Raw genomic sequence first — 12530 nt, forward strand, 5'->3', positions numbered from 1 at the left:
GGGGAAGTGGATGACTGCGAAGTCGGAACACCTGACCGCTGACTTCTCCGCAAGCTGGGACCTTGCCAACGTAACAACTGGCTTCCCGATGGTCTCGTGTGTGGTGTTCGGAAAGCGATCGGCGTCCGCAACATGCCTGCCGTCCGCCACTATCGCCTGGAACGGGAGGCTTGCTCGCGCCGACATTCCGTGGGCGGAGGCAAAGGCCAAGATTACGACTTCGCCCGGCGAGATCGTCGCACACGTCGCCGGGCAAGAAGTTCCTACCTCGCCGTACAAAGACGAGTTCCGGCAAGGAGCGGTCCTCGCGCCGCGTGTGACACTTTTCGTCACCGAGACCTCAGCCGGACCGTTGGGACCTGGTGCCGGTCGCGTCGCGGTCACTTCGCACAGGTCCACGCTGGAGAAGGAACCGTGGAAGTCGATCCCATCCCTTACCGCACGAGTTGAATCGAAGTACGTGCGTCCGGTCTATCTAGGCGAGACCGTTCTCCCGTTCCGGTCAGTCGACCCTCGAAAGGCTGTACTCCCCATCAGCGGCACGGAGGTGCTTTCTGAATCAGAGATTGCACGAGACCCGGGACTCGCCTCGTGGTGGGAGACGGCCGAGTCCGTATGGGCGAAGAACAAGTCCCCGCAAGATACGTCCCGTCTGCTCGACCGTATTGACTACCACGGACAACTCACCGCCCAACTCCCGCTAGCTCGCCAACGAGTCGTCTACACCAAGGCAGGCAATAGCCTCTGCGCGACGATCATCCGTGACCCCACGGCGATAGTCGACACGTCGCTGTACTGGTCTGCTGTCCCCTCGGTGGACGAGGCCGCGTACCTATGTGCGGTACTCAACTCCGAAGCCCTGCTCGAACGGGTGAAGCCACTTCAAACCCTCGGCTTGTTCGGTGCCCGACACTTCGACAAGTACGTGTTCCTCGTCCCCTTTCCCAAGTTCGATCCGACGGACCGGACACACACCCTGCTGGCCTCCCTCGCCAGTGACGCTGAACAGAAGGCGCAGGCCGCTGACGTGTCTGGTGCACGAACTTTTCAGGCTGCCCGGAAGATCGTCCGCGCAGTGTTGAAGGCGGATGGCGTAGGAGACGCCATCGAGGCTGCCGTCGCTGAGCTGATCCCGCCGGTTCTCTGATTCTGGCTGAGCCGGCCTATGACGATCGACACTGGACCGTGTACGACGTGCGACGATGAGGCATGTGACCGAAGACGAGATCAGGCTCCTTCGCGAGTACGGTTCCATCGAGCCGGGTGAGTACGACTGCGAGTGGACCATCAACGGTAAGCAGGTGCGCGGTCACGTCGAGTTGCGTGCCGGGCGTCCCCCGCTCGGCTACGCGCGGATCGAGCTGATCGACGGAGCAATACCTGGAAAGCGTGGGCAGTACGCGCGGAGGTATCCCACGAGCCGCGATGTCCCGGTGGTGCGCGGGTACATCGACAGCCAGATGAAGCATGTCACCTTCTTCGATGTATGGCTGACTGCCGAGTTCACCGAGCGAACCCGGGTTGCGGGAGCCATCGCTCTAGTCAGCAAGGAAGAACTGGCCGACGACATCGTGTTCACCGCGATGACGACCCAGGTCACGCAGATCGAGCGATTCAGCGGATTGCCTCCCATCGCGAGCAACGTGAGGTCAAGCGGAGGCGCGCCCCGCGAGTTCGGTATCACCACGACTGAGATGAAGTGTGAGTGGCCTGGTGCGGAGATGTCGGCGACGTTCTACTACGGATACCGCAGCAGTATCGACCCGTTCATTCTCTCTGTGCTGTTCACCCCGTGGATCAAGTTCACGGCGAGCGTCGCGATGGACGCGCGAGCATGGCTGCGGCAGTGGTGCCTACCGCTGGTCGAGCTGATCTCGGTCGCGACGGGCGCGCGGGAGAGGGCAACTCTCGTCAGCCTCGAAACAACCGGCGACGGCAAGATCACGGCCTCGGTGTTCTCCAATCCGGTGTCGCAGGAACCGTACTACTGCGCCAGGAGATCACCGGACATTCTCGCGTTCACGGCGTCGGATGAGGACTTCTCGCTCGTGCAGGCGCTCACACGGTGGAACGAGTTACACCGAGCCGAGCACCCGCTGATTGTCGGCTACAACACCATCGCCCTCGGCAACGATCAGCACCCCCAAGCTCGGTTGCTCCTGCTGTTGCAGTGGCTTGAAGCGAGCTACGGCTTCGACCACCGGACCGAGTTCGACGCACAGCAGGAGAAACACACCGCAGAACGAGACTCCCTGCTCGCCAAGCTCAGAACCATGAGGGAGGACGGAACACTGACGCGCCAGGAGTGGAAGCTCGCAAAACGGGTTCCGCGATTCGCTCAGCCGAGCCTGAGTGAGGCACTGAGCAGCTACTTCACGCTCCACAGCGACCTCGACGTAGAGAGCAAGCTGGGCAAGACCACCCTCATCCGGGAGGTCACCGCTGCGGGGGAGGCGGAGAACGTGACGGACGCTCTCCGCGTCGTGCGGAACGGTCTATCGCATGGCACTGCGACCTACGCCGCGCACCTGCTCCTACAGGTCGTGGACGAACTGCACCCACTCGTCCGCGCCGAGTACCTGCGCCTGCTCGGCGGATCGTTCGACGCCGACTCCCTGATGTAACGGGCCATGACCGACGACCCCGTGACCTGGCTCCGCGAGGTGCAGCAGATCATCGCGGCGGGCACCTGGGTCTGGGCGCAGGACTCCACCGACCTCGGCGCGTACATCACCAGCCCCCACGGCCTCGGCCTCGCCCCGGCCGGGTTCCATGCCCGGCTCGACGCGGCCGAGGCAGCCCTGTCCGGTGCTGCCGACGACCTCGGCACGGTGGAGCTGACCGCGTTCGCCGGGTGGCTCCGCACCGCCGTCGCACGCCCCGAGGGCACTTGACAGTTCACCCGCAAGTCTGTGACCTGCGGTAACGCCTTGCTAACTAGGTAGCGTTGCACTACCCTATTGGCATGACCCCCGGACCGAAGCCCCGCGAACTGACCGCCGCCGAGCTGACCGCACTCGACCGGATCGAGGACGCCCGGCACCTGCGCGACCGCGCCGACGCCGACCTCGACGCGGCGATCGACGCCGCCGTGTCCATGCACATCCCGGCCCGTCACATCGCCGACGCCGCAGGACTGCACCTCACCTCGGTCCGCCGCCGGATCGCCGCCGGTCGCACCCGATTCGAGTTCGCCGGGATCGAGTACCGCGTCGCCATGACGCCGGAGCCGGGCCGGTACCTCGTGACCATCAATCGGGTGGTGAGGGTCGAGGCCGAGGTCTCCGGCGAGACCGTGACCGTGCACGACGGTGACCGCAGCATGGTCACCGAGCCCTACACCGGCGACGAGATGGACGACCCCGAGCGCGCCGCCGCCGGAGTGTCCGCCGCCCGGATCAGCGGGTTCTTCGCCGACCAGACCATGAGCCGGGAGGACTGACCCATGACCACCGCCGCCGACACCGACTCGACTACGTGGTTCCCCCGCGAGCTGCTGCCAGAGGTGATCGCACATCCGCTGTGCACTCCGTACCTCCGCGCCTGCGCCGAGGCTGCTCTCGACCTCCACACCGAGCTGGATGCGGCCGACGCACTCCCGCCTACGCTCCGCGAAGCGGCCAAGGCGGGAGCCACGGCGTCGATCATGGCGCGGTACCCCGCCGACATCGCCCTCGCCACCGGAGAGATCACCGCCGACACCCCCGAGTGGGCACGGCTCTCCCCGCTGCGTGATCTGCCGCGAGGGCAGCAGGTTCAGGCCGAGTTCAGCGGAGGCACCTACTCGATCTATACCGATTACAACCGCCCCGACTGGCTCTTGGAATACGACGGGCCATGCGAGCACGCCGCGCTGGGGCTGCACCTGCTGAACCCTCTCATCACCTGCAATGCCCAGTACAACGCCGAGAATGGGCCGCGTACGTGCTACAACATCGGGCGCGATCCGCTCGTGGCGCACCTTCTGGACCTCGCCCTGCCCGCCGCTCTCATCACGGGCTACGAGTGCGGCGACCCTGCCGCCGCTCCGTATCTCGCCCATCTGCGCGGCACCTGGGAGCTGGCCTGGACCGACATCGCGTGGTATCTCCCGGAGTGGTGGACCCCGCACTACATCCGGAAATCGCTCCGCGCTGCCGGAGTGCCGGACCCCCTGGGACGAGGTGCGTGATGACCTCCGCACCTGAGTCCTCACTCCCGGCTCTCGGCTCCCTTTGCTACCGGACCTGCCTCGGCACCGTTGACGGTAGTTTGTGCACCCCTGTTGAGCGCGTGGCAGGATTCCGGTCGTGGAGCGCAACGATCTTTCCTGGATACTCGCGGACGAAGCGGCGAAAGGCACGCTCACGAAGCTGAATGAGTGGGCCTGGCTCGGCTCGACCATCGCCGCCGTCGTCGCTCTCACTGTGGCTGGGGTTACCGCGTACTTCGGGTTCTACAAGGACCGCAAGCTCGCGCTCTACGGGCGGTACGACAAGCTGGCGACAGAGTGTCGCACGGCAATCGCTGCTTTTTCCGAGAGCCTGGTCGAAGTCTCCGACCAGGCAGAATCCCTGATAGAGCTAATGGTTGAAGATCGAAGAGAGCCTGAGAGCAAGGAGTGGAGAGCGGCGGTTTCTGGCACCCTCGGTCGGTTGCGGAGCGCGGCAGACAAAGCGAGCATGAAGGGGCTGGTGGCTCAGATGACTTGCCCTGATGACGAACTGGTGGAGGAACTCGAACGCGTCTACAGGTTCCTCAGTACGGATGGGAATATCGAAGCCTTCGCCCTCGACAACCTTCTGGTCCAAACAGAGGTTCTAGTCAACGAGCAGGAACATTCTGGTCCTCACCCGTCGTTCCTCCCGATCACCGATCAACAGGCGTCCTCAGTGGTGCTAAACATGCGCGAATTGATCGAGAAGTTGAGGGCAGCCAATCGGGAAATGTTGGTTGCCGCGCGAGACACGCTGAGTGATCCCGCCCAGGTCGAGAGGTGGGTCAAGGCGTACGCGAAGAAGGGGGAAGAGATGTCCGACGAGGATGACTCCTAGCCACCCTCACCCCAACCCCGTCCCCACCACCACCGACCGTCTCACATCTAGAGAACTGACCCGGGCTCACGGTGACCCTCAGCCGCGCCGTCGTCCCAGGTGGCCGAGTGTCACATCCGGTGTCACTCGACCGGTGTCAGATGTCAGACCTCGGTGACACTCTGTGCCCATGACCGAGCAGCAGATCACCGACACCCCGGGCCACGTCGCGGCGTACCTCCGGGTCTCGACCGGATCGCAGTCGCATGACGCTCAGCTCGACGCGATCCACCGGGCAGGGGTCACTCCGGCCCGCGTGTTCACCGAGACGGCCAGCGGCGCAGCGGGCAGTGACCGGCCGGAGTGGCGGGAGTGCCTGGCCTGGCTCCGCGACGGCGACGTGCTGGTGGTCGCTGCGCTGGACCGCCTCGGCCGATCCGTCCGGGAGGTGGCCGAGGCCATCGAGACTCTGACTGGTCGCGGTGTCACCATCCGGGCGCTGCGGGAGGGAGTCGATACCTCGACCTCGACCGGGCGCATGGTGGCGACCATCATGGAGAGCGTCGCTGAGCTGGAACTCGAACTCGGGCGGGAGCGCCGCGCCGCTTCCCGCGCGGCCCGTGTCGCACGCGGTCTGCACGCGACTCGGCCCCGGCGGCTCTCGGCTGCCGACGAGGCCCGGCTGGTGCGGCTACGGGACCAGGGCGAGCCGGTGGATGAGCTGGTCGCCCTGTTCGGCGTCTCCCGCTCGACGGTCATGCGGACGCTGCGGCGGTCCCGCGAACTCGCCTCCGCGTGACCCGGCGAGCCTCCCACGTGGACCGGTGACCCCGCCGCCGGTGACCGGCACCTCGGATCACGGGTCGCTCACGCCCCGTGTGCGGCCGTGCGGGACGGGCAGGCATGACTCGACCCTCCGGGCCGATTACGTCCCCTCTGGGGCCGATTCCTGGCTCGATTCCTGGCCGACTTCGGCTGGACCAGGCTCTCCGCACCGACTGGCAAGCCCGCGAGCAGGACAGCGCCGTCGCCCTCCTCGACACGCTGACCGACCGCCTCGACACCGCCGAGGAGTACCGCCGCGACGGCTGGCGCGAACTCGCGAAGCTCGTGGAACAGGGTGCCGACGCCGATGACATCGCCGACGCGGCGAAGCGAAACCTCGATGGCGTCGAGGAGGCCGACGGCGAGGTGCGCCACGCCTGCGATTTCGAGCATAACTGGGTGGAGGCGCACGGCTGGGATCGCTTCTGCGAGACCGTCGCCAAGCGCCCGGACCTGCTCGACCGCCTCGCGGCCCTGGGGATCAGCGGCCCGACCGCCTGACTCGCCCCGGACGGCCCGGCACCTTCGCCGGGCCGTCACCAGGGTTCTCGGCCCCTACCTCCGAGGCCCCTGGTGACGGAAGTTCCGAATCCCGTTCCTGCACAGGAGAATCCCGATGACCGACAATGGACTCACCGACGCCGAGCAGGCAGCTATCCTCGACCGCCTTGCGCTCGCCGCTGCGTCAAACCCTCCGGCCTTCCCGCGTTGGCGCACGAGGTGCTGCGACCGGAGGTTCTGGATGTGCCTCGTGTCCGCTACTTCTGGCTGTCGGAACTGCAAGCTGTGGGACCAGGCGACGCCGGAGTCATCACATCGGAGGCCGAATCTCTCACGGCCCTGCGTGTGATCGCCAAGAACCTTCGACGCCTGGGTACTGACGCCGTGGTTGCCTTCGTGCCGTCGATGGTTCGTGACGGCTACCGGGCACGCCCGGCGATCATCGCTGTGTCCGCTCGTGCTGACGGCACAGTCGTCAGCCATGTGATCGGCGAGGGATTCGCTGATCTGCACGAAGGGTGCACCTACGCCACGATTCACCGGGCCGTGGGCCTCATCCGTCGTGCCTTCCAAGCTGCCGAGTCGTCCAGCTCCGCCCCGCGTACCCGCTTGGGCCACTCGCACCCTGCGCCGTCCAGCAACTCCCGCCGTCGCCGCCACCAGGACAGCGACATCCCCGAGCCGACGGTGACGGTCATCAGCCAGGGCCGCGCGATCCCCGCAGCGATCTACGAGGCCAGCCACGAGCGCCACTGGACACTCTCGGCACGTCACCGGGTGCGTGGTCACTGGCGGAGCCAGCCGTGCGGGCCGGGGCGGTCCTTGCGCAAGAGAATCTTCGTGGAGGAGCACCTGGCCGGGCCACCCGACGCGCCGATCCGCGAGCGAGTTGAGGTCGTCAGGTAGGTAGTTCACCGCGTAGCCAGGAACCAGGCGAGGCCCCCGTGGAACATCCCACGGGGGCCTCGCCTTTGCCACTCTCACTCACCCCAGAGGCTCGTCGCACGCAGCCTCAGCCTCAGCAGCAGCCCGCACCGAGGCTTCGTGCCGAGCAGCCTCGGCCAGGCGCAGCAGCCCCGCCTCGTCGTCGCCCTCCCCCCACACCAGCGCCACGGCTGAGCCCGGCCCGGACAGCGCCGGGGAACCGGCAGCCCGCGCCCGGGCCAGGCCGCAGAGAGCGATCAGGTCACCGCCGTCGTCACCGAAGCGACGCACGATGTCGAGGGTGGACGGGGCGGGGGAGAGGTCATCGGTAGCCATGTGTCCAGTGTCCCCGTTGCCTCCGACACCGAGAAGCTCAGTTCAGACCCAGCGTCACGTTCTCGGCACCTGCCCTCGATTCAACTGGACTCCAACTGGAATCACTGACGATTCCAGCCGATTCCATCCGACCCCGCGTGATGTTAGGTGCAGGTCAACCGCCATTTCGACCCACTGAACAGGGTGTATCGCCGGGTTCAATTCCCGGCAGCACCACGGCAACGACAAAACCCCCGGTCACCCGGGGGTTTTGTCGTCTTCGGGCCACGGTGGACACCTAGGTTTGGTCGGCGGGATCCAGCGCCGCGACCAGGGCTTCAACGGCGAGCACCACCACGGCGCGATGTGCCCGTAGCCGAGTCTTCGACCACGGATCTTCGTTTGTGTGCGAACGCAGCGCCGGGGACGCCGCGGGCCAGGCGGTGACCGACCCCAGTAGCAAGGCGAGCACATCTGCCCCGTCGGCGGAGTACCGCTCGTTCAAAGCGTCGACTTTGGGAGCGTAGGTGCGGACCTCTTCCTCGGTGGCTTCGGACCGCTCGAGTCCGGCCCACGTGATCAATCGCAGGATCGCGGGGTCGGCCACCAGGTAGTCGAACAGCAGTCCGGCATAACCTGGCAGATCGTCGGGCGTGAAGGGGACGCTTTCGGCCATCTCGGAGAGGGCGCGTGCCACGACAAGGTCGAAGAGCTGCTCTTTGGGGCCGAAGTGGACGTAAATCGAGCGCTTGTTGGCGTCCGCCTTCTCGGCGATGCGGTCGACTCGTGCGCCGGCCAAGCCGTAGTGGGCGAACTCTGTGCGTGCCGCGACGAGGATCCGACTTTTCGTAGACGTGGCATCTGGCGGCATATGACCAGACTACAAGGTAACTATCTAGTTATTGACGCTTCGGTTCCGGGATGGCACACTGTCAAAGGTAAGTAACTGGATAGTTATCACTCGAAGTGAGGGTTGTTGCCATGCCACAGAGGATCCTGATCACCGGCGCCAGCAGTGGTTTCGGACGCGGCACCGCGCTCGAACTCGCCCGCCAGGGGCACGAAGTGATCGCCACGGCGGAGACGTGGCCGCAAGTGCGAAGTCTGCGGGCGGGCGCTCACGAGGCCGGCGTGACTCTCGAGGTCATCAAGCTCAACCTGCTCGACAGCATCGACATCACACACGCAAGTTCGTACGACGTCGATGTCCTGGTTCTCAACGCGGGTGTGATGGAAGGCGGAGCCGTTGTCGACATCCCGCTCCAGCGGGTTCGCGAATCGTTCGAGATCAACGTCTTCGGTCATCTGCAGCTGGTACAGGCGATCGTGCCCAGAATGATCGCCCGCGGTAGCGGCAAGATTGTGTGGACCTCATCGATGGGCGGAATTCTGGTAGTTCCGTTCCTGGGCGCGTACTGCGCCACCAAGCACGCGATCGAGGCGATAGCCGGATCGATGAAGGCGGAGTTGGAACAGTTCGGCATCAAGGTGGCGACGGTCAACCCGGGCGTCTTCGGGACCGGATTCAACGACACCGGAGCCGAGAGCTACGTGCAATGGTACGACGCGGAGACTGCGCACGTCCCGATGCCCGACTTCGGCCCATCGCTCGCCGAACAGTACAACCCGCAGGAAATGATCGATGCGATGGTCGAGATCATCCCGGCTGAGGAGCATCTCTACCGGACCATGCGCCCGACGGCCACCATCGACGCAGCAAAAGCCTGGCAGCACACCGAGTGGACCCAGAACTCCTGAGCGGGAAGGAAATCAGATGTCACAACCCACGATCACTCTCCAGGCAGCGCGCCGGATCATTGCGAACGGGCAGTTGCGGGCCGACGAACTAGGTCTTCGGGCCGTCTTCGCGGTTCTCGACGGTGGAGCCAATATGGTTGCCTTCGAGCGTATGGACGGCGCTTGGCTCGCTTCCAACGACCTCGCGATCACGAAGGCTCGAACATCGGTGATGTTCGAAGCTCCCAGCGAGGCACTCAATGCGCCGCTGACCCTCGATCAGCCGGTCCCGCATTTCGACCACACCAACGGGGGCCTGCTGCTCATGGGCGGCGGCGCCCCGATCTTCGATGAAGACGGGCATCTGGGTGGGGCCGTTGGGGTGTCGGGCGGAACGCCGGAGCAAGACGCCGACATGGCTCGTGTGGCCACCAGTGCAGCAGGTCTATCCTGACTTGTGCCGTCGGACGGCTTCCGGGGATTGGCGGAATTGCCCTCAGACGCGCCAGCACTGTTGGGCCACGCGCCGGAAGTTGCCGCCGGTGACCGCGCGGACGTCGGCATCCGACCAGCCGCGCTCGAGGAGGTGCGTCCCGATCGTCAGGAGTGTCTGTGGCGGCATCCACTGGATCGTTCCCCAACGTGTGTAGCTCTCATCGAACAGGTGCGGATTCTGGGTCACCTCGCCGACGAAATCGTCGTAGTCGAACGAGAAGTCGGTGCTGATGCCGACGTGATCGACACCAACCAGGTCGACGGCGTACTCAAGATGCCGTGTCATCGCCTCCAGCGTCGGGGTATTGGGGCCGAGGAAGATCCCGACGCCGGTGATCCCGACGACGCCGCCGGTGTCGGCGCAGGCCCGCGCCTGGTCGTCGGTGATGTTGCGCGGATGCTCCCAGACCGTCCGCATGCACGAATGGCTGTAGATCACCGGTCCCGACGACGTCGCGCACAGGTCGAGTCCCGTGCGGGTGCTGCAGTGGGAGCCGTCGGGCACGATGCCGACGGCATTCATCTCGGCGACCATCGCACGCCCCCACGCGGTGAGGCCGGTGTCGTCGGTGTCGAGACATCCGCAGCCGGCGCGATTGGCGTGGTTGTAGGTGGGTAGCAGGGTGCGTACGCCGAGATCGGCCAGCCGGGAAAGGTTGTCGAGGTCGTCGTCGAGGGGGCGGGAGTCCTCGAGATCGAACACCACGGCGATGCGTTCGGCTGCGGTGATCGCGTCGACCGCGTCGAGGTCGTCGGCGAGGTCCATATCGGGGTGTGCGGCGACAGCCGCCCGGAAATGGGACAGCAGTGCCACGGTGTCGGCGAAGCTGTGCGGCGAATACCCGGCGTTGACGGATACGAGTGCGCCGCCCCGACGCCGGTAGACGGTCAACGATTCCACCTCGGCGCCAACCTGCAACGGCAAGCAGGTGTGCTGATCCCACAACAGAGACGTCATGGTTGTCGATCCTTCCACTTGCGGGTCGCCGACCTCTCCTCTGACGCGCGCGTCGGTAGGGTCGTCAGCGGAGGTGGCGGGTGAATCCTGGAGCGGGTATGCGGGCGGCCATCGTCGGCGGTGGCATCGGCGGGCTCGCCGCGGCGATCGCGTTGCGGCGCCACGGCTGGTCGGTGACGCTGTTCGAGCGCGCGGCCGCCTTTGAGGCGGTCGGTGCGGGAATCACACTGATGCCCAACGCTGTTCGTGCGCTGGAGGTGCTCGGACTCGGTGCGGCGGTGCGGGCGAGGTCGCTCTCGGGCCATTCCGGGATCATCGCCGATTCCCGTGGCCGTCCGCTGGTGCGTCGGGAGTTGTCATCGGTCGACGGTGACGGAACCCGCCTCGTCATCATGCATCGCCGCGACCTCGTCGAACTCCTCGCCGATCAGATACCCGCCGAAGACATTCGGCTCGGCGTCACCGTCGATGCGGTGACGGCCGACGGCACGCTCGACGTCGGCGGCCACCGACACCGTTTCGACCTCGTCGTCGGCGCCGACGGGGTGCATTCGCGCACTCGTCGATGCCTGTGGCCGAAGGCTCGGGTTCGGCACACCGGTATCACCGCGTGGCGCTGGGTTCTCGACATCGAGCCACCCGGGCTGGTCGGTGTGATGACCGGCCGGGCAGGCGAATTCGGTATCCTGCCACTGGGTGATCGCGGCACCTACGTCTTCGCCGCCACCCCGCGCGGGGTTCACGACCTCGACGGATTCGCCGACTGGGCCGACCCGGTGCCGACGGTGCTCGCCGCCACGGAAGGGAAGCTGGCGCATCGGGACGAACTCCTCGAGGTCCGCCCGCCGCGGCGCATGTACTCGGGGCGGGTGGCCCTCATCGGCGACGCCGCGCACGCGATGCGACCGCACCTGGGTCAGGGGGCCGCGCTGGCCATCGAGGATGCGGTGGTGCTGGCCCATCACGCCCCGGATCTGTTGGCCTACAACCGTGCCCGGATCCGCCGGGTCCGGGCCGCACACCTGCTGGCGCGCAGTGTCACGCCGGCGATGATTCCCGCGTCGGCGTCGCTGACCACCGTGCGCGACGTCGCGCTGCGGATCACGCCCGACGCGCTGCCCCTGGCCATACCCACACATCTGATGGCGTGGCGGCCACCCGGTCAGCCGCCGTTGTAGAGACCGCGGGCGAAGATCTCGGACAAGGTGTGGATGGCGAGTTCGTCGTCCTCGGCGGGGACGCCGATGTCCCCGCCCGCGCCGTACCAGCTCCAGCAGAACGACTCCATCATGGACACGATCGCCGACGCGAACACCCCATGGTCGAGGTCGACCTGGGTGCCTTCCTTCTCGACCGACCGCACCACCCGCAAGACGCCGTCGATGCCATCGGCGCGGCGTTCCCGCCACCACCGGGCGAACTGTTCGTCGGTCATCGACAGTTGGAACACGCCGATCATCTCCGGCAGATACTCGCGATAGGTGTCGAAGTAGGCCCGCACCGCCTCCTCGACGTTCTTACGCGGATCGGCGGTGAGACGTTGTTTGGCGCGATTGAGGACGTCGTCGCTGAAGGTTTCCAGCAAGGCTTCGAGCAACTGCTGTTTGTTGTCGTAGTAGTTGTAGAACGAGCCGGCCGATCGACCCGCCTCGGCGGCGATGTCGGAGATCTTCGCGTTCAGGAAACCTTTTTCGGCGAACACCTTTCGCGCGGCCTGATGGAAGGCGGCCTCGGTACGACGCCCCTTCGGCGTGGCCACCATC

General features: G+C 66.0%; 15 protein-coding genes and 1 pseudogene. 12 read left to right on the forward strand and 4 right to left on the reverse strand.

The window, feature by feature from the left end; genetic code table 11:
• The 9 genes and pseudogenes from QSJ18_RS19155 to QSJ18_RS19195 all read left to right on the forward strand — a co-directional run.
• Positions 1 to 1147: pseudogene (locus QSJ18_RS19155) on the forward strand (N-6 DNA methylase); the annotation flags it as partial.
• 64 nt (positions 1148 to 1211) lie between these two features.
• Complete coding sequence (locus QSJ18_RS19160) at positions 1212 to 2624, forward strand: hypothetical protein (RefSeq protein ID WP_286328244.1); 1413 nt, start codon at positions 1212 to 1214, stop codon at positions 2622 to 2624.
• 6 nt (positions 2625 to 2630) lie between these two features.
• Positions 2631 to 2894: a hypothetical protein gene (locus QSJ18_RS19165; protein ID WP_286328245.1), complete on the forward strand. Its 264-nt coding sequence runs from the start codon at positions 2631 to 2633 to the stop codon at positions 2892 to 2894.
• Between the two features lie 71 nt (positions 2895 to 2965).
• Positions 2966 to 3442: a hypothetical protein gene (locus tag QSJ18_RS19170; protein ID WP_286328246.1), complete on the forward strand. Its 477-nt coding sequence runs from the start codon at positions 2966 to 2968 to the stop codon at positions 3440 to 3442.
• Positions 3443 to 3445: 3 nt separating this feature from the next.
• Complete coding sequence (locus tag QSJ18_RS19175) at positions 3446 to 4171, forward strand: hypothetical protein (RefSeq protein ID WP_286328247.1); 726 nt, start codon at positions 3446 to 3448, stop codon at positions 4169 to 4171.
• A 118-nt stretch (positions 4172 to 4289) separates the two neighbouring features.
• Positions 4290 to 5033, forward strand: coding sequence for a hypothetical protein (locus QSJ18_RS19180; RefSeq protein WP_286328248.1), 744 nt, complete (start codon positions 4290 to 4292; stop codon positions 5031 to 5033).
• 169 nt (positions 5034 to 5202) lie between these two features.
• Positions 5203 to 5811, forward strand: coding sequence for a recombinase family protein (locus QSJ18_RS19185; RefSeq protein ID WP_286328249.1), 609 nt, complete (start codon positions 5203 to 5205; stop codon positions 5809 to 5811).
• Positions 5812 to 5915: 104 nt separating this feature from the next.
• Complete coding sequence (locus QSJ18_RS19190) at positions 5916 to 6338, forward strand: hypothetical protein (protein ID WP_286328250.1); 423 nt, start codon at positions 5916 to 5918, stop codon at positions 6336 to 6338.
• A 207-nt stretch (positions 6339 to 6545) separates the two neighbouring features.
• Positions 6546 to 7244, forward strand: coding sequence for a hypothetical protein (locus QSJ18_RS19195; protein WP_286328252.1), 699 nt, complete (start codon positions 6546 to 6548; stop codon positions 7242 to 7244).
• A 78-nt stretch (positions 7245 to 7322) separates the two neighbouring features.
• Here QSJ18_RS19195 and QSJ18_RS19200 read toward each other — a convergent pair whose 3' ends face one another.
• Together QSJ18_RS19200 and QSJ18_RS19205 are read right to left on the reverse strand one after the other, a co-directional pair.
• Entirely contained in the window at positions 7323 to 7598 is a 276-nt protein-coding gene (locus tag QSJ18_RS19200) for a hypothetical protein (RefSeq protein WP_286328253.1), read from the reverse strand.
• A gap of 277 nt (positions 7599 to 7875) precedes the next feature.
• Positions 7876 to 8448: a TetR/AcrR family transcriptional regulator gene (locus QSJ18_RS19205; RefSeq protein WP_286328254.1), complete on the reverse strand. Its 573-nt coding sequence runs from the start codon at positions 8446 to 8448 to the stop codon at positions 7876 to 7878.
• 110 nt (positions 8449 to 8558) lie between these two features.
• Here QSJ18_RS19205 and QSJ18_RS19210 point away from each other — a divergent pair, with 110 nt between their 5' ends.
• Together QSJ18_RS19210 and QSJ18_RS19215 are read left to right on the forward strand one after the other, a co-directional pair.
• Positions 8559 to 9335, forward strand: coding sequence for an SDR family oxidoreductase (locus tag QSJ18_RS19210; protein ID WP_286328255.1), 777 nt, complete (start codon positions 8559 to 8561; stop codon positions 9333 to 9335).
• Between the two features lie 16 nt (positions 9336 to 9351).
• Positions 9352 to 9768, forward strand: a complete 417-nt coding sequence (locus QSJ18_RS19215) for a GlcG/HbpS family heme-binding protein (protein ID WP_286328256.1) — start codon at positions 9352 to 9354, stop codon at positions 9766 to 9768.
• Between the two features lie 42 nt (positions 9769 to 9810).
• Here QSJ18_RS19215 and QSJ18_RS19220 read toward each other — a convergent pair whose 3' ends face one another.
• The gene (locus QSJ18_RS19220; RefSeq protein WP_286328257.1) at positions 9811 to 10767 is read right to left on the reverse strand and encodes a dipeptidase; all 957 of its coding nucleotides are present in this window, start codon (positions 10765 to 10767) and stop codon (positions 9811 to 9813) included.
• Positions 10768 to 10847: 80 nt separating this feature from the next.
• On the opposite strand from QSJ18_RS19220, the gene QSJ18_RS19225 reads away from it, so the two are divergent.
• Complete coding sequence (locus QSJ18_RS19225) at positions 10848 to 11945, forward strand: FAD-dependent monooxygenase (protein ID WP_286328258.1); 1098 nt, start codon at positions 10848 to 10850, stop codon at positions 11943 to 11945.
• Here QSJ18_RS19225 and QSJ18_RS19230 read toward each other — a convergent pair.
• Entirely contained in the window at positions 11930 to 12529 is a 600-nt protein-coding gene (locus tag QSJ18_RS19230; protein ID WP_286328259.1) for a TetR/AcrR family transcriptional regulator, read from the reverse strand. The two genes, QSJ18_RS19225 and QSJ18_RS19230, sit on opposite strands and share 16 nt — an antisense overlap.
• Position 12530: the final 1 nt, after the last annotated feature.

The sequence above is a fragment of the Gordonia heveisoli genome, assembly GCF_030315745.1.
Classification (GTDB): domain Bacteria; phylum Actinomycetota; class Actinomycetes; order Mycobacteriales; family Mycobacteriaceae; genus Gordonia.

Bases quoted from the DNA above. Each gene is read 5' to 3' on its own strand.
- QSJ18_RS19175 (WP_286328247.1), top strand. From the start codon at position 3,446: ATGACCACCGCCGCCGACACCGACTCGACTACGTGGTTCCCCCGCGAG.
- QSJ18_RS19205 (WP_286328254.1), bottom strand. From the start codon at position 8,448: ATGCCGCCAGATGCCACGTCTACGAAAAGTCGGATCCTCGTCGCGGCA.
- QSJ18_RS19220 (WP_286328257.1), bottom strand. From the start codon at position 10,767: ATGACGTCTCTGTTGTGGGATCAGCACACCTGCTTGCCGTTGCAGGTT.
- QSJ18_RS19210 (WP_286328255.1), top strand. From the start codon at position 8,559: ATGCCACAGAGGATCCTGATCACCGGCGCCAGCAGTGGTTTCGGACGC.
- QSJ18_RS19165 (WP_286328245.1), top strand. From the start codon at position 2,631: ATGACCGACGACCCCGTGACCTGGCTCCGCGAGGTGCAGCAGATCATC.
- QSJ18_RS19170 (WP_286328246.1), top strand. From the start codon at position 2,966: ATGACCCCCGGACCGAAGCCCCGCGAACTGACCGCCGCCGAGCTGACC.
- QSJ18_RS19230 (WP_286328259.1), bottom strand. From the start codon at position 12,529: ATGGTGGCCACGCCGAAGGGGCGTCGTACCGAGGCCGCCTTCCATCAG.
- QSJ18_RS19190 (WP_286328250.1), top strand. From the start codon at position 5,916: ATGACTCGACCCTCCGGGCCGATTACGTCCCCTCTGGGGCCGATTCCT.
- QSJ18_RS19215 (WP_286328256.1), top strand. From the start codon at position 9,352: ATGTCACAACCCACGATCACTCTCCAGGCAGCGCGCCGGATCATTGCG.
- QSJ18_RS19185 (WP_286328249.1), top strand. From the start codon at position 5,203: ATGACCGAGCAGCAGATCACCGACACCCCGGGCCACGTCGCGGCGTAC.
- QSJ18_RS19200 (WP_286328253.1), bottom strand. From the start codon at position 7,598: ATGGCTACCGATGACCTCTCCCCCGCCCCGTCCACCCTCGACATCGTG.